This window comes from Algoriphagus sp. PAP.12, from assembly GCF_026652115.1.
Taxonomy (GTDB): domain Bacteria; phylum Bacteroidota; class Bacteroidia; order Cytophagales; family Cyclobacteriaceae; genus Algoriphagus.
In genome coordinates this window covers 193677-216248 of the sequence record NZ_JAPPSQ010000009.1, presented here as the reverse complement: position 1 = coordinate 216248, position 22572 = coordinate 193677, and the positions used below count along the sequence as shown (strand labels likewise).

The following is a 22572-nucleotide window of genomic DNA, read 5'->3' as shown; positions in this document are numbered from 1 at the left end:
TACTGTTAAGGATGATGCGCAAAGCTCAGATATTGATGTAGAAAATCTATTTATCTGCTTGGGAGAATCGGTTAATCTGACAGCCACTTCCAGCACCATAACCAATCCAATTTTCAGATTCTATTTGGATGAGGATTTGACTGAGGAAGTTTCTTCTACATCTATCAGCCCACAAGTAACCACTCGTTATTATGTGACAGTTGAAGGGGATGAAGTTTGTGAAAGCAAGCCAGAAGAGGCTGCCCATTTGACGGTAACTGTAAGAGTGACTGAAAAACCTGAAATCGAAAATCCAAATCAGGCATTCTGTAATACCGATAACGCAACCTTAGAATCAATTGCCATTGTTGGAGAAGGAATTCTTTGGTATTCAAGTTTGGATTCTGATACTCCACTTCCTGCCAATACACTTTTAGTCGACGGAGAGACTTATTATGCAAGTCAGACGAATCCTGCGACTAATTGTGAAAGTGTTGAAAGGGCTATGGTTACCATTCAGATTTTGACTTGCGATATGAATGACGGTCTAGTTATTACAAAAACTGCGAATAATGTCCAAGTGTTACCAGGAGAGGAAGTTGTTTATACGATTACAGTTCTTAATTCCTCAGAGGTTCCAATGTCGGATGTGACAGTAAAAGATGAATTGTCAGATTATCTGGAATACACCAGCTCTACAAATGGTGGAGTAAATGATGGAGGTACAGTTACTTGGAATCTAGCCTCTATAGATTCCAAGGAAATTGTGGAACTTCTCTTAACTGTAAGAGTGAGTCAGGATACGCCTGTGGGGACTGAAATCAGCAATGTTGCTATCATTTCCAGTCCTGATGATCCTGATACTCCAAAAGAGACTGATCCTGAAATTATTACAGTTGTAAATCCTGTTTCATTGAGTGTTACGAAGTCTGCTAACGTAGAAACTGTACTTCCAGGAGGTTTGGTTGTGTATATGATCAATGTCATGAACTCAGGTCAAGGAATAGCTGGGGATGTTACGATCCATGATACACTTGATGAAGCGCTTGAGTTTATCGCTGCAACTGATGGAGGAACAGTTTCCAATGGAGTTGTTACCTGGGAAATCTCAGAACTGGGAGCAGGGGAGAGTAGAACGGTTACTCTAGAAGTACAAGTGGCTGAAGATGTAACTGGTGGTACTGAAATTAGCAATGTGGCTATCGCATCCAGTCCAGATGAGCCAGAGGGTCCAAAAGAATCTGATCCGGAAATTGTGGTTGTTGAAGATCCAGTTTCTCTGACCATCAGTAAGTCTGCCGATAAGAAGGAAGTTCTACCAGGAGACCAGGTGATTTATACTATTACAGTAACGAACCCAGGTTCTCAATTGGCTGAAAACCTAATCATATCAGATACTCTGAATTCCAACCTTCAATTCATCAACGCCTCAGAATCGGGAGTATTGACAGAAGGAGTGGTTGTTTGGGAATTGAATGAGTTGGCAGCAGGGGAAAGTAAGGTGTTTACCTTGACTGTAGGAGTAAATGCATCCACTCAGGTTGGAACCTCGATCAGCAATATCGCAGTGGTTACTGACCCTGATGATCCTGACTCTCCGGATGAATCTGATCCTGAAATTATTGAAGTAATAGACCCTGTTTCATTTACTATTACCAAGGTTCCTGATGTTGAAAAGGCCATGGTAGGAGATCAGATCACATATACCATCATCGTTTCCAATATATCTGAAGAGGTTAAGGAATCAATTTTGGTAACTGATACCCTCACTGAAGAACTGACCTTTATTTCAGCAGATCAAGGAGCAACCTTTTCGAATTCAGTGGTTGAATGGATTATTCCATCCCTGGCTCCAGGTCAAGTGATTGAGTTGACCCTTTTGGCTCAAGTCAATGAAATGGCTGAGGTTGGTGATATATTATTCAATACTGCCATTGTGGATGATCCGAAGGACCCAGAAACTCCAAAAGAATCTGATCCTGGAGATGGTGTCGAGGTGATCGATGATCAAACCGGAATTCAGGTTTGGAAATATGCTGATCTGGAATCCGTAGAGGTTGGGGAAATGATTGATTACATCATACGAATTGAAAATGTGGGAGAATATACTGCATGGGATATTTCAGTTGTGGATTCATTGCCTGCCGGTACCATGGTAATGAATATGGAACCCGAAGGTGAACTGTCAGAAGAAGCAGTTTCTTGGATGATTGAATCCATGGATGCCGGAGAAGTGATGGAAATAAATCTAAGATTGATGGTGACCGAAAAAGTGGATGAAAATCTAGTCAATTGGGTATTTATCTCTGGAAGAAACTTCCCGGACACTGAGACATCTTCTGATCCTGTTCCGGTAGATGAGTTACCAAATGAGGTGGATCTTGAAATTACCAAAGAAGTTTCATCACCTCTGATTATGATGGAATCCAACTTTGAGTATAAGATTTCGATTACCAACAACTCTGAAGCCAGGGCAAATAAGATCGTTATGACAGATACTCTTTCTAGTGCTGTGGAATATCTGGGCCATGATGTAAGTGCAGGAACTGCTTCATACAATTCAGAAAACCGAACCTTGACTTGGATGATCGATGAGTTGGAAGCAGGCGCGACCCAGATGCTGACTTTCAGAGTCAAAGCCATAGCCGAAGGAGATGTATCCAATACAGCTTGGGTGAGTTCAGATGATGTTGAATTGGATCCAGATGATAATTCATCTACCGTGGATCATAGGCAGATGTTCTTTGAAATACCAAACGTATTCACTCCAAATGGAGATGGAAGAAATGATACATGGGTACTAAGAGGACTGCAAGAGTTCTTTAGTAGAAATGAAATCTTGATAGTCAATAGATGGGGTGTTGAAGTGTATCAGTCCGATGATTACCAAAATGACTGGAACGGAGATAATCTGGTGGGTGGAACTTACTACTACCAAGTGAATCTATGGGATCATGAAGGTGTGATGCGTACAATGACAGGTTTTGTAACAATAATTAAGTGAGCAAGATGAAATTCTTTAAAATAACATTGATACTAGTAGGATTCGTCCTTTGTTCTACTCAATTGGTTCAGGGACAGCAGGTTCCTCAGTATAGCCAATACATTTTTAATCCAGTATTTATCAATCCTGCTTATGCTGGATACAAACAGCAGCTTTATCTCCAGTCCTATTACCGAAAGCAATGGACTGGAGTGGAGGGGAGTCCTGAAACATTTGCAGTAGCAGGAGATACCTATTTGGAAGATTCCCAGCTAGGAGTTGGAGGGCAAGTTTTGACTGATAAACTGGGAGCTCAAAAAACAACGGCTGTTTATGGAAATTTAGCCTATCATTTGAGATTGACGAATACAAAATATTTGTCATTCGGTGTAGGAGCAGGAATAGTGAATGCTCAATTGGATGGAGGGATCCTTCGCCCAGATCAGGATGATGATCCTTCTATTCCCGTTGGGAAAGATAGGATGACATATCCTGATATGAAATTTGGCCTGTTTCTCTATGATGAAAAATTCTATGTAGGTCTTGCGGCTGATCAGATGCTTTCTTCAGTGGTGAATTTTGACCAAGGAGATATCATGGTAAAGCCAAGCCCTCACATTTACCTTTCCAGTGGGTACCATTTTGACTTGAATTACAATTTTGCTTTGGTTCCTTCTATCATGTATATGGATGATTTCAATGCTCCGGCAAGATTGGATGTAAATGCTTCCTTAATTCTTAACGATACCTTTTGGTTAGGGGCTGGATACAGAGCAGGAATCAATATGCCAGGGAGGGAAATTCAAGATGGATTAAAAAAATCCACTGCTGTAATCGGAATGGTTCAGGTTCAATTAAAGCAGGGCTTGCGATTGGGATATGCCTATGATCATTCTTTGACAGGTTTCTCTGTCAATACCTTTACAACACATGATATTTCAGTAGCCTTTTTATTCCCTCCAAAGAGGGTAAGATTAGTTTCACCACGTTTCTTTTAAGTCTATTTCCATGAGGAGAATATGTTTACAATGTCTCGTTTTTTTGATTTTGTTTTCCTGCAAGCCTTTGGCCTACAGGGATTATATGGAAGGGGTTTCCCTTTCAGATGGTTTGAATTATTCAGAAGGTATTAACAGTTTCTTGAAAAGCTGGGAGTTGTCACCCATGCCTGAGTCTGCCCGCGGGTTGGCTCAGGCATATTACAAAACCCGAAATTTTGAACAGGCTGAAGAATGGTATAGCAGACTCAATAGAGATGGGGATTTGGATTCATTGGATCTGAAACCTTTTGCAGAGGTGTTGATTGCAAACTCCAAGTATTCTGAGGCTGAAGAAATCTTGACGCGATTAGATCCTGATCAATCCAATCCTGAACTTTCTTTTTTGCGGAAGACGGCAAGTGAGGGAAGGGATTTGTTAAATCAACCCAATGATGCACAAGTTTCTTCTTTGAAGGAAATCAATTCGACATTCTCCGAATTTGGACCTTTTCTTTCTACCGAGGATGTATTGTGGTTTACCTCAGATAGAATAGGGGAAACTAAGAAGCGAGTAGATTCCAGAAATGCCCTGAATAGCAATGTGTATGGATGGACTGGAAATGGCTATTTATCCATGTATTCAGCAAGTTGGAAAAAGGAAGAAAAGGTTGTTTCTGGCACTGCTCAGAAAGATGAACAATTTGCAAGCAACCTACATGTTGGTCCTTATTTCCAAAGCGGTGATAATGTGTTTTTAACGCTTACGCAAGCTCAGAAATTTGATAAGTCAGGGGAAGGGAAGGCCCGAAACTATACCTTATTCCCGGAGGTCTTTTTTGCCTTGGACAGTGATTCTTTGATGATGGAAGATTTTAGTCCACTGGATTTTAATAATGCCTTTGCTTATTCGGTGGCGGATCCATTTTACGATGCAGCTAATTCCAAACTGTACTTTTCATCTGACATGCCTGGGGGCCAGGGGAAAGCTGATATTTACTATGTCACTTATTCTCAAGACCAAGGTTGGTCTAGTCCCGTAAACTTAGGAGCAGATATCAATACTTCAGAAGATGAGAGAACTCCCTTTATCGATCAAAATGGGGATTTGGTTTTTTCAAGTGCAGGTTATCCAGGAATCGGTGGTCTAGATGTTTTCAAAGCTGAAAAATCTGGGATTAGTTTTTCAAACCCTGAAAATCTAGGAAGTCCTGTGAATTCCAATAGGGATGATTTTGGCTTCTTTTTAGTGGATGGAAAGTGGGATGAGGCATTTTTAGCTTCTGATAGAACAGGAGGAATGGGATTGGATGATATTTATTGGGTTGACCTGAATGTGCAAAAGGAACTAGTGGTAAAAGGGAAAGTGCTAGATAAAGAGACAAAGATGGAATTGTCTGATGCCGTTGTGGATTTAAAATCCAGCAATGGAGATGTTTTGGCTTCTTTTGTTACCAAACCAGATGGGCAATTCAGGTTTGAAGTTGAATTGGGACAGTCACTTGAAATGATAGGCCGAAAGACTGGATATTTGGATGGTTCGGTATCATTCAATTTACCTGAGAATCCTTCCGACTCGGTTTTCTATCAGGATATCTACTTAGATCAAATTCAGGTGGGGAAAACATATACATTGGAAAATATCTATTATGATTTTGACCGATGGGAAATTCGTGAAGATGCCAAACCCGAATTGGATAAACTAGTCCAGATTTTAAAGGATAACCCGACTATTCAAATTGAACTTTATTCTCATACCGATGCAAGAGGCTCGGATAATTACAATTTGAAGCTTTCGGACAAAAGAGCGAAAGCTGCTGTGGATTATATTCTCAATATGGGAATCAGTGGGAACAGAATGAAAGCGATTGGCTATGGCGAAACCCAACTATTAAACCAATGTTCCAATGGGGTAGAATGTTCGGACGAGGAACATCAATTGAACAGAAGAACTGAATTTAAGATTACGCATTATTAATCACCGGATTTTTTCTGCTCTGAAAAGGCCTCTGACAATTTGTTAGAGGCTTTTTTTATTTCACCAAATGTGATTTTGAACAAAAAACATCCAGATTAGTTATTCCATACGTAGGTATATGAAGTTGATTTAATTCGGTGATTTACAAAAAAATATGGTATCATTTTGGGCCTTAATTTTTTGAAATGAATTAAATCCGTGAAATTACCCCTCTTATTTAGTTCCCCTATAACCAGTCACCCAAATAGTAAACTAGTGAATAAAAATGCAAAGGTTGCCTTGGTCGCCTCCATGCAACCCTCATGTTTTGAAAAAAAACTTGTAAGAATATTATTAGAAAAAGAATTTGAAATCGTTCTTCCTTTGAAAAAGGAGGAGGATGAATATTTTCTTAAGAAGGATTTGTCTCCAGTGGATTTGGAGAAAATCCATGTATTTAATTGTGACTTTTCGAATGAAGAAGAATCACAATTGTTTCAAACTTATCTGTTTGAGACTTGGTATCCGCTTGATGCGATTTTTGTCAACTTCTACCAGCATAATCAAGAATTGAAAATAAATGATTTAACCAATAAAAATCTTGAGGATTTATTTAGTCAAGGAATCGTTCCAAGTTTTAATTTCTGTAAATGTATTCTTCCTTTAGTTCATGAGAAAGATTCCAAAGTACTAGTCTTCAGTGTTTCTCATCAAGAAGAATATCGGAGCCAGGATTTTGGAAATAGAATGGTGAGATCCTGTAGAGAAATACTATTGGACTCAATAAAAAAAGAAAGACAGGAAATCGGCCCTCCAATTGATAATGTTGAAATCCTAATCGGAAAGAAATGGGCAGAGAAAAAAGAAAAGTTAGAGGAGAGTGCTACCTTTTCAACGATTTTTGAAAAAGTTGAAAATTATATCCTTACTGGAGAAATTGAAACCAACTTACTCCTTTGTTAAAAAATAAAACAGGCTCTCAAACAAATGAGAGTCTGTTTTATTTTTATCAAGATTTTTTAACTCAAAATCTTATCCAGACTAGCCACACTTTCCAGAATGTAATCTGGATTGACAGTTTGTAGCTGCTTGGAAGTTTGGGCTCCAGTCAAAACGCCTACAGTCAAACCGCAATTGGCATTTTTTCCTTCTTCAATATCAATGGCTGAATCTCCAGCTTTTAAGACAGCCTGAGAATCTGTGACGCCTACAATTTCCATCGCTTTAAGTATCATATCTGGACCAGGTCTCCCATTGGTCACATCATCAGCAGTAACCAATCCATCAATATCCTTACCGACTTCCCAACCTAGTTTATCTACCAATGATTGGGCAGTTTTTCTATCATATCCTGTGTTGAGAACAACAAAGACCTCTTTGGAGCGTAAGGTCTCCATCATTTCTTTGACTCCTTCAAAAGTCTTCACATCCAAGTTTTCATATGCTGCTTTCAATTCCGGCTTGAAATTCCCGAAAATCTCAGATGCTTTTTCTTTGACCTCTTTCTCCTCTGTACAATTGGTCAATACATCAATGATGGCCTGGTGTTTTTCTTTTCCAGCTCCATATTCTAAAACCTGGTCCAAGCTAACGCCATAGCCTTTGTCGTTGATGACTTTCTGGACGGTTTTATAGACGACATTATCTTCATCTACAGTGGTTCCCGCCATATCAAATACGGCTAGTTTGATCTTGCTCATTTTAATTAAATAATTGTTCAATATGTTCTTTTGAAAATCCAGCACTTCCGGTCATTCCTTTTCCACCGATTCCAGTCACCACATGGATATGTTCATCAATGGTTTGTTGGAAAATATCTTTGGTTTTGCATTGGGAATATACCCCAAACCAACGGTGAGCTATTTCATAAGTTGGAAGGTCGATTATCTTTTTGGCTTCATCAATCATGAACTGATCGATATCCATATTCAAATCATAACCTAGATCATCACTGTCTTTGGCATCTGCATATTCATGAGAATCTCCCAAAATCACTGATCCGTCAGTGGCTTGTTTGAAAAGGATATGAACTCCCCATTTTTTCTCCAAAGAATCCTTAGGTTCCCTGCTTTTGACCTCTGCGAATGATGGACATTCATGGAAAGCCTCGTACCTGCGAATCGATAATCCTGTCAAAATAGAACCCGGAAGTATGTAGCTTTTTGACTGAGGTTTGGTTAGCATCATTTGAAGTTTAGTGACTTCTAGATCACTTTCTGTAAAAATCTCAGGGTAAAGAGTCTTGAAATCACGACCATTACAGATAATGACCTTTTCTCCTTTGAATTTGTTTCCAGCAGCGGTTTCCAGCCAAACACCATTTCCGGTATTGCTACAGGAGACCACTTGATGATTTGGGAAGTAAGCTAGCCCTTTTTCATGAATCAAGTATTCCAGTAGCCTGTGAATCATCGTTTTCGGTTCAACTGTCACTTCCTCAGGAAAAAACAATCCACCTACCGCATAATCCCTTCGCAAGCCAGGATATTTAGCCAAACAAGCTTCTTTGGAAAGCAATTCGGAAGTATATCCATTGGATTGATTGATGGAAAAAAGCTCCTCGATCAATTGCTGTTCTTCTTGGTTAGAAGCCAAGTATACCGATCCATTATTTCGGACAGTGACATCAAACTTGGCTTGGATTGATTTGTAGATTTTTAGGCTTTCCCGACCATAGGTTTGCCATTTGCTGTCCATTCCAGATGGGACAACTTGTCCAAAATTGCGGGTAGTAGCTTCTTGAGGTGCTTTGTCCTTTTCAAGGATAGCCACCTTCAATCCAGCTTCCAAAGCATGATATGCATGAAATGCTCCAAGCACTCCACCGCCTACAACTATTAAATCATACATGGTAATGTTGATTATATTGATAAAAAGGGTATTTCAATCTGTGTTTCATGGCTTTACTCCAACTCTAAAATGTTTGCCTTCTTGTCCCAATTCAAAGGCTTTTTCCAACTCATCTAATGGAAATTCTGCCCCGACCAGCTTTTCAAAAGGGAATCTGTTTTTGGCAGTGGAAACAAACTCTATAGCTGTTTGCAAGTCTTCTGGCGTGTAATTATGTAGCCCTTTGATGGTTAGGATTTTTCTGACCAAAACTTCTCCATTGATTGCTAAATCCCTTTGAGGAAAAACAGATCCCACCAAAATGATAGTCCCACCGATTCCCAAGAGTCCGATGCATTTTTCAATGGCTTCCGGCGAACCTGAAGTCTCAATGACGATGTCAATCCCTCCAATCTCCTGATTGGCGGTTTCTATTTCTTTTTCAGGATAAAGAAAGGTTTGATCTGCTCCGAATTCCTCTGAAGAATTCAATTTTTCAGAATTGATGTCCTGAGCCCAAACCTGGTTAGCTCCCAGGAATTTTGCTTGGGCACAAGCCGATAATCCAAGCATTCCAACTCCGCTAACCAATACGTTTTTATCTGAAATATCTCCAGCCATTCGGATCGCTCCTGCAATTGTCGCATGACTACAATTGATAGGAGCTGCTTCTTTCAAACTTAGATTAGATGGTAGTTTGAAAATTGCAGTTCCTTTTCGCAAATGAGTATGTGTGGAAAAGCCTCCATTCAACTGATATTCCTCGTTGATTTCTTCATGCCCATATTTGTAAAGTCTTTCAGATTTTTGAGGAAATCCCTTTAGGGTATTCTCCGAAAGGGGGTCAAAGGCAAAAACGGTCCAAGTGACTTTGTCTCCAACCTTGAGAGAATTCCCCTGATAGTCAGAGATGCCACCTTGAGATAAATCAACTATCTCTCCAATGACTTCATGTCCTAAAACGCTATTCGTGCAGGAATGCCTTCTTCCGTAAAAAGTATGGAGATCACTGGTGCAGACAGTGCTGTAGGAATTTCTTACTAGGACTTCTCCAGGTTTTAATAGCGGGAATTTAAACTCCTCTAAGTTAAAAGGGGATTTGATTCCTTTAAAAACCATGGCTTTCCCAATATTTTCCATGATGGATTAATTGATTTCAATGAAATATATTACCAAAAGAATCACCTCAGATTGTGAGGTGCCGACAGGGACGTGTGGGATTTTTCCATTGAAGAAAAGAGAATCATTTTCTCCTAATGCAATAGAGGTGTCTCCTAATTCAAAATTCAGGCTTCCTTTGATTACGTATAAGTATTCTAGGCCTTCGGTTGAAACGCGGTCTCTCTTAGACGACTTTGAAATTGTCAGAAGTGAAATTTCCAAAGAAGACTTCTCGATCTTTCTATTCAAGATTAATTCATAATCAAAACCAATCGATTCTTCCTCTTTCTTAATCGATTTGTAGTCCGATCTTTTGATCAGGATGTATTCAGGGGAGTTAGGGTCTTCTTTAAGATCTGAGAAAAACTCGTTGAGATCAGCGTTGAGAGCTTGTAAGACCTGGATTAGAGAAGGAATTGTCGGGTAGATTCTTCCATTTTCAATTTTGCTTAGCATTGCAATACTGATTCCTGATAGATCTGAAAGATCTCCGAGTTTAAGGTTTCTAGATTTTCTCAAATCTTTGATCTTACCCCCGATATAGCTGGTCAGATAGTTTGAATTTTCCATGAATATCAAATTCTAATTGAATGAATCGAACTAGTTGAAAATGGCTCAATCCATTTCTATCAAAGGTTATTAAAAATTTCATAATAAGAAAATTAATTTCCCTAAACGAAAAATTAATACTATAATAACATTCTGGATTCTTGGGATTATTTGTTTGAGTCTATTTTTGGTCAAACGCCCTTATTATAATTTACAGTGATTTTTAAAACTCAAAAACTGTTCAATTTGAGATTGAATAAAGTATCTATATCGAAAACTGACCTAGTCTTACTTAGTATGGCATTTTTAGCCTATACGGGAATGTATGCGGCAAGGAAGGCATTTTTGGCCGGACAATTTGAAGGAATTAGTGACCTGGGGACATTCCATTTTAAGACACTTTTGATCATTAGTCAGGTGATGGGCTATATGCTTTCAAAGTTTATTGGGATTAAAGTCGTGTCAGAGCTGTCTGTTGGAAAAAGATTCACAGCTTTGATAAGCCTCGTTGGATTCAGCATCCTTATGCTGTTGGCCTTCGCGGTAGTTCCAGATTGGATAAAGCCAGTGGCAATGTTCCTGAACGGATTGCCCTTGGGAATGATTTTCGGGATTGTATTGATTTACCTCGAAGGCAGGAGGAATTCCGAATTATTGGTAGCGGGCTTGAGCGCTACTTTCATTTTTTCCACCGGTTTTGTCAAATCAATCGGTCTTTGGCTGATGTCTTCCTATGGGATTTCCGAATTGTGGATGCCATTCGCGACTGGATTATTGTTCTTTCCAATGTTTGTCGCTTCTTCTTTTATCTTAAGCAAGGTAAAAGGTCCAAGTTCTTTGGATATAGAAATGAGGACTGAGAGAAAGCCTATGGAGCGATCGGATCGTATCAAGTTTCTAAAAAAACACGGGGGAGCATTCTTATTTCTCGTTTTGATCTATGTTCTTTTGACGATTGTACGTGATTTCAGAGATAATTTCATTGTCGAATTTTGGAAAGAGCTGGGAATGTCAGGTCAACCTGAGCTCATTACATTAACTGAGATTCCGATTGCCATTGTGGTGTTGCTAATTTCAGCTGCTGGGATCTTGATTCTGGATAACAAGTCCGCATTTCGATCCGGGATGTTTTTGACTTTACTTGGGGCTGCATTGATGATTTTGGCTACAATCCTTTTTGGAAATCAATTAATGGATCCGATTCTTTGGATGATTGTTTCTGGTTTTAGTATTTATCTACCATATATATTGTTTCACTGCTTAATATTTGAAAGGTTTATAGCAGTTTTGAGATTTAAAGGGACTGTTGGATTCTTGTTTTATATAGCTGATGCTTTTGGTTATTTAGGAAGTGTTGGAATTATGTTATATAAAGAATTGGCAAGCCCATTGGTTTCTTGGGTAAACTTTTTTACCAGATTGAATTTGGTTTCAGGAATGCTAATAATACTTTTTGTTTTGGCTTGTTTACTGGTTATGAAAACCAATGCTTTGAAACGAAAGTTGAGAAGGTTGGAAAAGAGTTTGTTTTGATTTTAATTATTTGAAAATCAATATTTTCAAATAAATTACTGCTGACCGGAATAGGAATTTGAATTGATGGGTATCCATTTAATAGGTATCCTTGAAGCACCAGTTTTTAAAAGCTTGATTGAACTGTTTTCTTATGATTTTTTTCAATATTTAATTACTAAATCATATTGTAATTAATTGTTTAATACATGATTGATTTTGTTTTTATATAATTGAATTTCATCTCCTGTTTTATGTGGTTTGTTTAATTTTAAAAATATATTTTCATTTATTTTTCTCTATTTATATTCGTTCTTAAATTATAATGTAAAAGTTTTTAAGAATGGATTTTTCGGAAATTGTATTAATAGATGATGATAAGCTTTATACAGAAGTGGTGAGAAAAAGATTGTGCTCCTTTGGCTTTAAAAATAATGTAAAGATATTTTTTGATGGGAGTAGGGCTATTGATCACCTTAAAGAGCTTTCTAAACGGCTGTTTGATCAAAAAGATAGATTGATTTTGCTGGATTTAAAAATGCCAGTATTGGACGGTTGGGGCTTTCTCGATGAATTCGGAAAGTTCGATTTCCAATTTAAAGAGCACTTTAAAATTGTGGTAATCACGAATTTTATCGGGATGGAGCAAAGAAACAGAGCGATTGCCTATAAAGAGGTGATAGGCTATTACCATAAGCCATTTAATAAAACCAGTATTAGAGGAATTCTGGAAGATTTAAAAGTTTCGTTTCAGGAGGAATAGCATTCTTTTCTTTTTCTAAGTCCTTATTTTTCATCAAATTGATTCTACATAAATTTCTATGCAGATGAAAATTAGAAAAGCTGCCATTGATCGTGATTTTGAAGCGGTCTGGGAGTTGTTTTCCAAGGTAATAGCAGGTGGGGATACCTATGTTTTTGACCCTCAAACACCCAAAGAATCTCTTCCAAAACATTGGTTTGCTGATTTCATGGACACTTTTGTAGCTGAAAAGGAGAATGGCGAAATAGTAGGGACCTATGTGATCAAACCTAATCAAATTGATTTGGGTAATCATATTGCAAATGGGAGCTATATGGTCAGCCCTAATTATCAAGGGAAAGGAATTGGGACGCTACTTTGTGACCATTCATTGGAGTTTGCCAGTCAAAAAGGATACAAAGGAATCCAATTCAATATTGTCGTAAGTACTAATTTGCCAGCTGTTGCGCTTTGGAAGAAGTTTGGTTTTGAAATTATTGGAACTACTCCAAAAGGCTTTAGACATCAGAAAATGGGATTTGTTGATACATATATCATGTTCAAGGAATTAGGCTAATTGCTCAAAAAATGCTTTTTTGTGTCTCAATTCTAAAATTAATTCCCTCAATACCGTGAAAAGATTCTCTGGTTTTGGAAAAGGTTTATTCCTTATTTCTCTGTTCTCATCCATCTTCCTGTTTTCGGCTTTTTCTCAAAATACCAGTGAGACCCAGCCTAATATTGTTTTCTTTTTTGTGGATGATATGGGCTGGACAGATACTTCTGTGCCTTTTTTCTCTGAAATGACAGAGTTAAATAAAAGGTACAAAACTCCTAATATGGAGAGGTTGGCTAATGAGGGAGTGAGGTTTACCCAAGCCTATGCTTATGCAGTTTGTTCTCCCTCGAGAGTCAGTTTGTTAACAGGGGTCAATGCCGCCAGACATAAAGTAACCAATTGGACCTTGAGAAAAGATCAATCTCCAGATGATGATATCCCTGTGGTCAAATCACCTGATTGGAATTTAAATGGACTCAGTCCAGATAGATCGGTTCCTAGGACTTTTTATTCGCCCACTTTACCAGCGGAACTGAAAAAACTTGGCTATAAAACCATTCATGTAGGCAAAGCTCATTTTGGAGCGATAGGGACTCCTGGTGAAAATCCACTGAATCTGGGTTTCGATGTCAATATAGCTGGGCATGCTGCTGGAGGGCCTGGGAGCTATTGGGGAACCAAAGATTTTAGTGCAGCATGGAGAACAAATGGGGAACATATTTGGGATGTGCCAGGACTGGAAGAGTACCACGGAAAGGACATTAACTTGACGGAAGCATTGACTTTAGAAGCAAAAAAGGCTTTGACAGATGCTGTGGAGGAAGAAAAGCCCTTTTATCTCTATATGTCTCACTATGCAATTCATGCGCCTTGGGAAAGAGATGATCGATTTTACCAAAAATATGCAGACCAAGGTTTGACAGAAAGGGAAGCTACTTATGCCTCAATGATCGAGGGTATGGACAAATCTCTTGGAGATATAATACATCACTTGGAAAAACTTGGTGTCTCGGATAATACCATAATTGTCTTTATGTCCGATAATGGAGTTCACAAAGAGGTTCCTCAAAATCTACCATTAAGAGGGTATAAATTAAGTCCATACGAAGGAGGGATTCGAGTTCCCTTGATTGTCAAATGGCCAGAAATTGTGCAGCCAAATTCCCAGAATGGGGATTATGTATTTATAGATGATATTTTTCCAACATTTTTGGAAATGGCAGGCCAAGTTGATATACAGAAAAAATACGAGATTGACGGCCAAAGTTTTGTTACATCTTTGATAGAAGGGGAAAAGGGAAATCAAGAAAGGGCGATTTTATGGCATTATCCAAATACGTATTACAATCCTCCTTATTCAATCCTTAGAAAAGGGAATTACAAACTGATCTATCACCATGCTGACCAGAAGTTGGAGCTGTTTAATATCGCAAATGACATCAGTGAAACTCGGGATTTGAGCCAAGTTCAAAAATTGAAGACTATTGAAATGGCTCTATTGATGACAGGACTTTTACAGCAAACAGGAGCTCAAATGCCAATTATTAAGGAAACAAATCAACCCGTTCCTTACCCGGCTTCAGTGATTGAGTAATTAAAAAAGAGGCCATCTTTTGCTTGGAAACAAGCCTTTCAGACAGCCTCTTTTCCCATTTGAACTTTACTTTTTGACCAATGTAAATTTTCCTTTGACTTCAACCTCTTCTGCAATCTTTTGAAAGACAATCGAGGGGATTTCGATTTCATGATTCTCTAATTTTATTGGAAAATCGAATTCGGCTTCCAGTTCTTGGCCAGTTGATTTGATAGTTCCTTGAATAGTAACTTCTTTACTGACTCCATGAACAGTCAAAGTGCCTTTGGCGGTTGCGGGATAAGTTCCAGCTTTCTGAAGGTCCAGTTTTTCAATGATTTTTCCTTTAAATGTCGCAGTTGGATATTTTTCACTTTCTAGATAGTTCTCATTAAAGTGCTCCTGCATTAGTTTATTAGAGAATTCAAAATCGATGATTTTCATCTGTACAGCTAGCTCTTCATTATCCGTGTTTAGAATTGCTGCCACTTTATTATTCACCGCTTCAATATCCTCCAAAGGCGCATCAGAATGAAAAGAAATCATTCCACTTTTGGTGGAAAAAAGACTTTGTCCATTTGCAATGAAGGCGAAAAGCAGCAGGTAAATGGCGATTGCTATTTTTTTCATTTTGAGGTAAAGCTTAACGTTTTTTGTCAAAACTGAAGGTTCTGGAAATATTAAACCCGTAGAAAATGTCCGCATTTTCCCAAGTGCCTGTATTCAATCCAATAAATTGCCGCTCGATCATGCCTCTAGCATTGGTGAAGTGCAATTGGAATACGTGTCCGCCAGTATCAATATCAAATCCCATTGAAAGGGAGTTGTGGTAAGGATAGGCATAGCCGGTGGAGGCTTCAAAGCCATTTCGGTCAACAAGATTGTAGTAATATTCTAAAGAGAAAGTTACTCTGTTGCTGATTTTGTACCTGCCCCCCATGCCAAGAGATATCAAGTTGTTATCAAATGAATTGCTTTCAGTTTTGTTGAAATGGATAAATGTTGGCATCAACTGAAATGAGAATTTTTCATGGAATTTTCTAGCTATCAGGGCCTGTCCTGTATAAGTCCATCGCTCTGGATTCGTGTAGAAAACCATCTCATCCCCCGAATTCATTACATAGCCAGTAGGCATGGTATTTATAGCCATACTTCCATAAGCAGTAACTGTGATCGGGAAATGATTGGATTGTCGTAGTACTTTGTATTTGGAATATAAGTCGTAAGTTTTTTCCTCAGAACTTCTACCTGCACCGATAAGCCATCGATCCGTCAATCCGTATTCCAGACTTAAACGGATTCTAGCCTCATCCAACCCGAAGAAGTTGGAGATGAAACCGCTATTGACTGAACCAAAACGGTGAGAAATCCAAAAATTGAGATGGTTTTTGGAAACCGTTTCAATGGTTTGACCATTAATCAGACGAGAAGCTTTGAATGTAGCCTGGGTGAAAGTGGTATCTTGCTCCATGTCATCATTGAGCATGTTTAGCAAATCGTCTTGGGCGAAAACTCCTGATCCGCAAAAAACCAGTAGTACTATAAGCTTGAGTTTCTTAAGCATGATAGATAGGTGTACGGTGGGTTTTATGAGAAAACCCGTAGGGTGGTACCGGTTAGTTCGGTATTATAAGAAGTGATTCCTCTTTTTCCTTCAGAGTTGAGTCCTACTCCTTGTGTAGTGTATCTAGCACCATGTTCAGTACAATAAAATTCACCTGAACTTTTTTGGTAAATGACTTTTGCTCGATTTTCATGAGTGCAAATCTGAGTGACTGCAGCAAAAGTTGTCTCTGAAATCCGTGCAATTACGATCCTATTTGTGATTAGGTAGTTGCCTACGGTGTTTAGTCCCGAATTGGCAGAAGTCGAAAGATCTAGGGTAAAATCAACAGAGCCTCCTGTCGGAGTGTTGGATTCATTGGTGCAAGAACTCAAAGTAGAAGCCCCACAATAAATTGCTAATAAAGAAGCGCCTTTGAAACCCAATTCTTTTAAGAATTGATTTCGTGATAGTTTGTTTTCCATGGTTGATTTAAATTTTAATTAACAACCAATGTAACGGCGAACCTCTTAAAGTATTCTTAGCCTAATATTAAGATTTGCTTAAATTTTATAACGTATATAGTCGTAATTAAAACTAAAATCAGAATTATGTTTTGGTAAATTTTATTGGGTAAACTTTTATTTGGATTTAGTCTAAGGGGGTAAAATGGGTTTTTCTTGTCCCATTAAAACATGAGTTTTACCAATAGTTTAGTCTTTTACCTTTTTGGATTCAAAATAATTCTTGAAATAAAGCAAGTGATATTGGACTGATTCTTCCCAATATTCCCAGTTATGGCCTCCTGGATTGGCAGTAAAAGTATGTGGAATGTTTAGATAGTTGAGCTCTTCATGCAACTTGAGATTCGCTTGGAAGAAAAAGTCATCCGTCCCGCAATGGATAATAATTGGTAAGTTGTTTCTACTCAAAAGATGCAATTGTCCCATTACAGAATAATCTTTCCATCTTTCAGGAAATTCTGATTTTTCTCCCAAATAGGATTTCATATTCCAATTTTCAGGAAATGGGGTGATGTCTACTCCGCCGCTTTGACTTCCTGCTGCTCCATAGATATCCTGATGTCTTATGGCCAAATACAAAGCCCCATGTCCTCCCATACTGAGTCCTGTAATAGCTCGACCTTCTTTTGCAGCCAAAGTCGGATATTTTTCATCTATAAACTCCACCAATTCTTTAGAAATGTAGGTTTCATATTGGGAATCCTCCTTTTCAGGGCTATCCCAGTACCAGCTATCAAAATTGCCATCAGGAGTAACAATGATCATTTGGTGTTCCTCTGCTAAATCAATCAATTCGGGAACTCCATCGATCCAAGATTTATAGTTGCCTGAATATCCATGCAATAAATAGGTGACAGGATATTCCTTGGTCAAATCCAAAGTTTCGGGTGCAATGACCACCGCTTTGATCTCTTTCTTCATGGATTTGCTAAAAGTGCTTACAGTATCTACCTGAGCTTGACTTTTGAAAACAAGACTTGTAAGAAGAATAAAGGTTAGGAAAAATGGAAACAGGAGCTTTTTCAAGGTTTTTTGTGGTTATTTTACTTGTTCTTCAAATAATTTTTCGAGGGTTTTATCCAGATCTTCCGAGAAACCATTATGAGGTCTGGAAGTCTGAATTACCGAACTTCTTACCGCTGTCAGCCAGCGGAATCTTGATGCCAAATCCATATCGCCAATCGGACTTCCTTTTTGGCTTCCCTGACAGATTTTTTCGAAGGATTTCAAATTGGAAAGTATGGTTTCAACGTCCGCCTCAGGATCAAGGCATTGGAGCTTTTCTGTGTGCAAATGTATTTTGGCTTTCAAAAAGCCACCTTTCCAATCACAGATAATAACACCTGCATTGATAAATTCTTCCCGTTCCACCCGAGGTACCACCCGGATGATGGCATAATCATATAAGCGAAGTCCTTGCATCTTGGGTTTCTTTGGTGAATTGATCTGAATTGGATAGGCGAAGGGCCAAAAAGTCCTGATAGACTTTTCTGGCTTGGTTGGGGTCTTCTTCATCTCTGCCTGCCAAAAGCCATTCGTCTGGGATGATTTGGACTAATTTTTCAAAGAATTCTGGACTCAAATGTTGTTTCAGTTCTTCATTAGCTTCTTCCAGAAGACTTGCTTGTGGGAGCAAAACATGATTTTTGATGATAGGAAAAGGATTGATAGCGCTTTTCTCCCAATTGACCCAATTATGTTGGAACAGGAACGAAGCCCCATGATCGATTAGCCAAAGCTCCCGGTTCCACATGAGCATATTGGTGTTTCGGAAAGTTCTGTCCACGTTGGTGATCAACATGTCCAACCAAACAATTTTGGAAGCCAAAAGGGGATCCAAAGTCATGGCCAAAGCATCATAATTAATTGCTCCAGAGAGAAAGTGAAGGGCTAAGTTCAATCCTTGGCTTCCTTTTAATAAGTCTTGGATTTCCTCATCTCCCTCTGATCTTCCAAAAGCCGGGTCCAATTCTGCAAATACCAATTCTGGGACTTTCAAGCCTAGTTTTCTAGCGATTTCACCACCTAATAGCTCCGCAATTAGAGCTTTTTCACGCTGTCCGGCACCGCGAAATTTCAAAACATATTTGAATCCGTCATCGGCATCTGCCAAAGCAGGCAAGGATCCACCTTCTCTCAAAGGAAGGATGTATCGGATCACATTGACGGTCCTTAATTTTATTTCCTTTTCCATGTTCGATTTTGACCGGGCCATATTTACACCCAGAACATTCATATTCAAAAATAGAGATGATTGGGATTAATACCTGTCCTTTTACAGAATTGATTTTTCCAGTCGGTAGAGTTCAGTCTCAAAATCAATTGATTAATCTATTAAAATCCAAATAGTTATATAAATCTTAGGTCGCTGTCGAACCTTCCATGGACAATAGGTTGAGACTTTGCCAGTTTTTGACTTATCTTTGTTTCTTTCAAAAATCACCAAAATGGTATTAGAATTCGAAAAGCCAATAGCTGATCTGGAGCAAAAACTTCAGGAAATGAAGGATTTAGCCAATGGTAGGAATATCGATTTAAGTTCAGATATTGAGTCCCTGGAAGAAAAAATCCTTGCTTTGAAAAAAGAAACCTTTGAAAACCTGACTCGCTGGCAACGGGTTCAGCTGTCCAGACATGCTGATAGACCTTATGCCTTGGATTACATTTACGAGATGACCAATGATTTTGTGGAATTGCATGGAGATAGAAATGTCTCTGATGACAAGGCCATGATTGGTGGGTTGGGAGATTTGGATGGCCGTACGGTCATGTTCATCGGTCAGCAAAAAGGTAGAAACACCAAACAAAGACAATTGAGAAACTTTGGGATGGCGAATCCTGAAGGCTATAGAAAAGCACTTCGCTTGATGAAAATGGCGGAGAAGTTTGGAAAGCCAATTGTTACGTTGATTGACACCCCGGGAGCATTTCCAGGATTGGAAGCTGAAGAAAGAGGTCAAGGTGAAGCGATTGCAAGAAACATCAAAGAGATGTTTATGCTGAAAGTTCCAGTGATTTGCGTCATCATCGGAGAAGGTGCATCTGGTGGAGCTTTGGGTATTGCGATCGGCGATAAAGTAATGATGTTGGAAAACTCTTGGTATTCTGTGATTTCTCCGGAAAACTGTTCTACAATCCTATGGAGATCTTGGGATTACAAAGAGCAAGCTGCAGAAGCTTTGAAGCCAACAGCTACTGATATGAAAGGAAATGGATTGGTAGATGATATCATTCCTGAGCCTCTTGGCGGGGCGCATAAAGACTTGAAATGGATGTCCAACACCTTGAAAGGAGCAATTTTGGAGGCCTTGAAAGAATTGGATAAGATCAAACCTGAAAAACGAATTGACCAGCGAATTGATAAATTCTGTTCAATGGGCGTGGTAGTCGAATAAGGATTTATCATTTTCTATAATTAAGCTAGAAGCAATCTTTTCCCAGGTTAAGGTTGCTTCTGGTTTTTTAACCCTAATAAAAACCCGAAATGGAATTATACACTGTCAACACAGGACTTTTTAAATTGGATGGAGGAGCAATGTTTGGGGTAGTTCCCAAAGTGCTCTGGAGTCGCTCAAATGAAGCTGATGAAAACAATCTCTGCACCTGGGCGATGCGTTCATTATTGGTTGTTGATGGCAATCGGGTGGTGTTGATAGATAATGGGATTGGAGATAAACAGGACGCCAAATTCTTTTCTCATTATTACCTTCATGGAGATGATTCTTTGGAGAAATCCCTAAAAAATCTAGGCGTTGGTTACCATCAGATCACGGATAATTTTCTGACTCACCTTCATTTCGATCATTGTGGAGGTGGAATCAAGTATGGCAGCCATGGACAATATGAAGCTACTTTTCCAAGAGCTACTTATTGGTCCAATCCGGATCATTGGAAATGGGCGACAGAGCCCAATCCAAGGGAAAAAGCCTCCTTTCTGGAAGAAAATATCCTTCCGATGGAAGAGTTGGGACAGCTTCAGTTTACAGACTTAGAAACGAACTCTCTCTTCCCTGGATTTGATTTCATTACCGTTGATGGTCATACCGATAAGCAAATGCTTCCTAAGCTTCAGTACAAAGGGAAAACGCTTGTTTTTGTCGCTGATTTGCTTCCTTCGGTAGGACATATTCCGATTCCTTATGTGATGGGTTATGATACCAGACCTTTATTGACCATGGATGAAAAGGCCAAGTTTTTGGAAGAAGCTGCTAGGGAAGGATATATCTTGTTTTTCGAACATGATCCTGTCAACGAATGCTGTACTGTGAAAATGACCGAGAAAGGTGTCCGAGTTGATCAAACATTCAAATTGCATGAAATCTGATTTGAAAATTGGATTGGCACTTTCTGGTGGAGGAGCCAGAGGAATTTCCCATTTAGGGGTCTTAAAAGGACTCAATGAGGTTGGGATATTTCCTAACCAAGTCAGTGGGACTTCAGCCGGAGCAATTGTGGGAGCCATGTATTCTCAGGGATATCAGCCTGAGGAAATACTCAAAATTATTCTGGATACCAACTATTTCAAATTCATGAAGCCGGCCATTTCTTGGACCGGACTATTGAAAATGACCAGCGTTGAAAGCCTTTTTAAATTGTATCTTAAGGATAATGATTTTGCTAAGCTTCAAATCCCCTTGACAGTGACAGCAACGGATATCAAAAAAGGGAAGACTGTCTATTTCTCTCAAGGTGAACTGATTCCTGCAGTCATGGCTTCTGCCTGTATACCAGGAATGTTTGAACCGATTGTCTACAATGGGAAGCATTTGGTAGATGGAGGAATCCTGAATAATTTACCTGTGGAACCGCATGAGGGGACCTGTGATTATGTGATAGGCGTGAGTTGCAATCACCTTCCTGAGGAAAGCAATATCAAAAACATGAAAAACCTGATTGAGAGATCGGTGATCATGATGATGAACCATAATGTCTATAGCCGCAGAGATAAATGTGATTATTTCATAGAGTCTCCGGGTTTGGGGAAGATTGGGGTTTTTGATTTGAAAAAGGCACCAGAACTTTATAAGGCTGGATATGATGAAGTCCGGAGGTATATTGATGAAAACCCATCTATTTTAGAACTTAAAAATGCTTAATTATCAATTAGAAGAGTATGATGAAGTTTCTTTCTCGTATTGTATTTTGGATTACTGGTTGGTCGCTCAATGACAACTGGCCAAAAGGGCTGAAAAAAGCCGTTTTAATAGCCATACCTCATACTTCCAATTGGGATTTGCTGTATGCCAGATCTGCGTTTTATCTGATGGATATTCCCGTTCGATTTACCATCAAAAAGGAAGTGATGGTCGGACCATTGGGATGGTTTATCAAAGCATTGGGAGGGATTGCTATTGATAGAAAGCGTATTCCTGGTGGAAGAAAACAAACCTATACAGAAGCAATGGTCAATATGCTCAAAGAATCTGATGAGTTGGTGATCATGGTGACTCCGGAAGGCACCAGAAGTGCTGTGAAAAAATGGAAATCAGGATTCTATCATATTGCTTTAGGGGCAGATGTTCCAGTAGTAGTTGGTTATTTGGATTACAAAAAGAAAGAAGCGGGCATTGGGCCAGCCATTTATCCAAATGGAGATATGGATGGGCAAATAGAAGAAATGATGGCCTTCGGCAGAACGGTCACAGGAAAATATCCAGAGAAAGGGATCCAATAAGGATCCCTTT

At 39.0% G+C, this 22572-nt stretch carries 22 protein-coding genes; 12 read left to right on the top strand and 10 right to left on the bottom strand.

Annotated elements, in window-relative coordinates; all coding sequences use genetic code 11:
- The 4 genes from O0V13_RS12825 to O0V13_RS12810 all read left to right on the top strand — a co-directional run.
- On the top strand, window positions 1–2983 hold a 2983-nt coding region (locus O0V13_RS12825; protein ID WP_268035365.1), incomplete at its 5' end, for a gliding motility-associated C-terminal domain-containing protein.
- A 5-nt stretch (window positions 2984–2988) separates the two neighbouring features.
- A complete protein-coding gene (locus O0V13_RS12820) occupies window positions 2989–3960 on the top strand; it encodes a PorP/SprF family type IX secretion system membrane protein (protein WP_268035364.1) in 972 nt (323 codons plus the stop codon).
- Window positions 3961–3970: 10 nt separating this feature from the next.
- Window positions 3971–5917, top strand: a complete 1947-nt coding sequence (locus tag O0V13_RS12815) for an OmpA family protein (RefSeq protein WP_268035363.1) — start codon at window positions 3971–3973, stop codon at window positions 5915–5917.
- A 255-nt stretch (window positions 5918–6172) separates the two neighbouring features.
- Window positions 6173–6859, top strand: coding sequence for a hypothetical protein (locus tag O0V13_RS12810; protein ID WP_268035362.1), 687 nt, complete (start codon window positions 6173–6175; stop codon window positions 6857–6859).
- A gap of 56 nt (window positions 6860–6915) precedes the next feature.
- Here the strand turns inward: O0V13_RS12810 and O0V13_RS12805 are convergent, their stop codons facing one another.
- The 4 genes from O0V13_RS12805 to O0V13_RS12790 are packed head-to-tail and all read right to left on the bottom strand — an operon-like array spanning window position 6916 to window position 10456.
- Entirely contained in the window at window positions 6916–7596 is a 681-nt protein-coding gene (locus tag O0V13_RS12805; protein ID WP_268035361.1) for a phosphonatase-like hydrolase, read from the bottom strand.
- A gap of 1 nt (window position 7597) precedes the next feature.
- A complete protein-coding gene (locus O0V13_RS12800) occupies window positions 7598–8746 on the bottom strand; it encodes a TIGR03364 family FAD-dependent oxidoreductase (RefSeq protein WP_268035360.1) in 1149 nt (382 codons plus the stop codon).
- A gap of 45 nt (window positions 8747–8791) precedes the next feature.
- Complete coding sequence (locus tag O0V13_RS12795; RefSeq protein WP_268035359.1) at window positions 8792–9865, bottom strand: zinc-binding dehydrogenase; 1074 nt, start codon at window positions 9863–9865, stop codon at window positions 8792–8794.
- A 6-nt stretch (window positions 9866–9871) separates the two neighbouring features.
- Window positions 9872–10456 carry a helix-turn-helix domain-containing protein gene (locus O0V13_RS12790; protein WP_268035358.1) on the bottom strand — a complete coding sequence of 195 codons (585 nt, stop codon included), beginning with the start codon at window positions 10454–10456 and terminating at the stop codon, window positions 9872–9874.
- 276 nt (window positions 10457–10732) lie between these two features.
- On the opposite strand from O0V13_RS12790, the gene O0V13_RS12785 reads away from it, so the two are divergent.
- The 4 genes from O0V13_RS12785 (at window position 10733) to O0V13_RS12770 (ending at window position 14842) form a co-directional block, all read left to right on the top strand.
- The gene (locus O0V13_RS12785) at window positions 10733–11968 is read left to right on the top strand and encodes a DUF5690 family protein (protein WP_268035357.1); all 1236 of its coding nucleotides are present in this window, start codon (window positions 10733–10735) and stop codon (window positions 11966–11968) included.
- Between the two features lie 322 nt (window positions 11969–12290).
- The gene (locus O0V13_RS12780; protein WP_268035356.1) at window positions 12291–12710 is read left to right on the top strand and encodes a response regulator; all 420 of its coding nucleotides are present in this window, start codon (window positions 12291–12293) and stop codon (window positions 12708–12710) included.
- Window positions 12711–12774: 64 nt separating this feature from the next.
- Window positions 12775–13266 (top strand): GNAT family N-acetyltransferase, encoded by a 492-nt coding sequence (locus O0V13_RS12775; RefSeq protein WP_268035355.1) that lies wholly within the window; start codon window positions 12775–12777, stop codon window positions 13264–13266.
- A 55-nt stretch (window positions 13267–13321) separates the two neighbouring features.
- A complete protein-coding gene (locus O0V13_RS12770; RefSeq protein ID WP_268035354.1) occupies window positions 13322–14842 on the top strand; it encodes a sulfatase in 1521 nt (506 codons plus the stop codon).
- A gap of 66 nt (window positions 14843–14908) precedes the next feature.
- On the opposite strand, the gene O0V13_RS12765 is transcribed toward O0V13_RS12770, so the two are convergent.
- The 6 genes from O0V13_RS12765 to O0V13_RS12740 all read right to left on the bottom strand — a co-directional run bounded on the left by O0V13_RS12765 (window position 14909) and on the right by O0V13_RS12740 (window position 19082).
- Window positions 14909–15451: a YceI family protein gene (locus O0V13_RS12765; RefSeq protein ID WP_268035352.1), complete on the bottom strand. Its 543-nt coding sequence runs from the start codon at window positions 15449–15451 to the stop codon at window positions 14909–14911.
- Window positions 15452–15464: 13 nt separating this feature from the next.
- Window positions 15465–16385 carry a DUF5777 family beta-barrel protein gene (locus tag O0V13_RS12760; protein ID WP_268035351.1) on the bottom strand — a complete coding sequence of 307 codons (921 nt, stop codon included), beginning with the start codon at window positions 16383–16385 and terminating at the stop codon, window positions 15465–15467.
- 23 nt (window positions 16386–16408) lie between these two features.
- Entirely contained in the window at window positions 16409–16849 is a 441-nt protein-coding gene (locus O0V13_RS12755; RefSeq protein WP_268035350.1) for a Rieske 2Fe-2S domain-containing protein, read from the bottom strand.
- 228 nt (window positions 16850–17077) lie between these two features.
- Entirely contained in the window at window positions 17078–17914 is an 837-nt protein-coding gene (locus tag O0V13_RS12750; protein WP_268035349.1) for an alpha/beta hydrolase, read from the bottom strand.
- Window positions 17915–17926: 12 nt separating this feature from the next.
- The gene (locus tag O0V13_RS12745; RefSeq protein ID WP_268035348.1) at window positions 17927–18310 is read right to left on the bottom strand and encodes a DUF3037 domain-containing protein; all 384 of its coding nucleotides are present in this window, start codon (window positions 18308–18310) and stop codon (window positions 17927–17929) included.
- Window positions 18288–19082 carry a HipA family kinase gene (locus tag O0V13_RS12740; RefSeq protein WP_268035347.1) on the bottom strand — a complete coding sequence of 265 codons (795 nt, stop codon included), beginning with the start codon at window positions 19080–19082 and terminating at the stop codon, window positions 18288–18290. Before O0V13_RS12740 ends, O0V13_RS12745 begins: the two co-directional genes overlap by 23 nt.
- A 253-nt stretch (window positions 19083–19335) precedes the next feature.
- On the opposite strand from O0V13_RS12740, the gene O0V13_RS12735 reads away from it, so the two are divergent.
- The 4 genes from O0V13_RS12735 (at window position 19336) to O0V13_RS12720 (ending at window position 22562) form a co-directional block, all read left to right on the top strand.
- Window positions 19336–20283, top strand: a complete 948-nt coding sequence (locus O0V13_RS12735; RefSeq protein WP_268035346.1) for an acetyl-CoA carboxylase carboxyltransferase subunit alpha — start codon at window positions 19336–19338, stop codon at window positions 20281–20283.
- Between the two features lie 89 nt (window positions 20284–20372).
- On the top strand, window positions 20373–21212 hold the full coding sequence (locus O0V13_RS12730; protein WP_268035345.1) for an MBL fold metallo-hydrolase: 840 nt from the start codon (window positions 20373–20375) through the stop codon (window positions 21210–21212).
- A complete protein-coding gene (locus O0V13_RS12725) occupies window positions 21202–21984 on the top strand; it encodes a patatin-like phospholipase family protein (RefSeq protein WP_268035344.1) in 783 nt (260 codons plus the stop codon). The genes O0V13_RS12730 and O0V13_RS12725 overlap by 11 nt, the downstream gene beginning before the upstream one ends.
- Window positions 21985–22001: 17 nt before the next feature.
- Complete coding sequence (locus O0V13_RS12720) at window positions 22002–22562, top strand: 1-acyl-sn-glycerol-3-phosphate acyltransferase (RefSeq protein ID WP_268035343.1); 561 nt, start codon at window positions 22002–22004, stop codon at window positions 22560–22562.
- The last annotated feature ends 10 nt before the right edge of the window (window positions 22563–22572 follow it).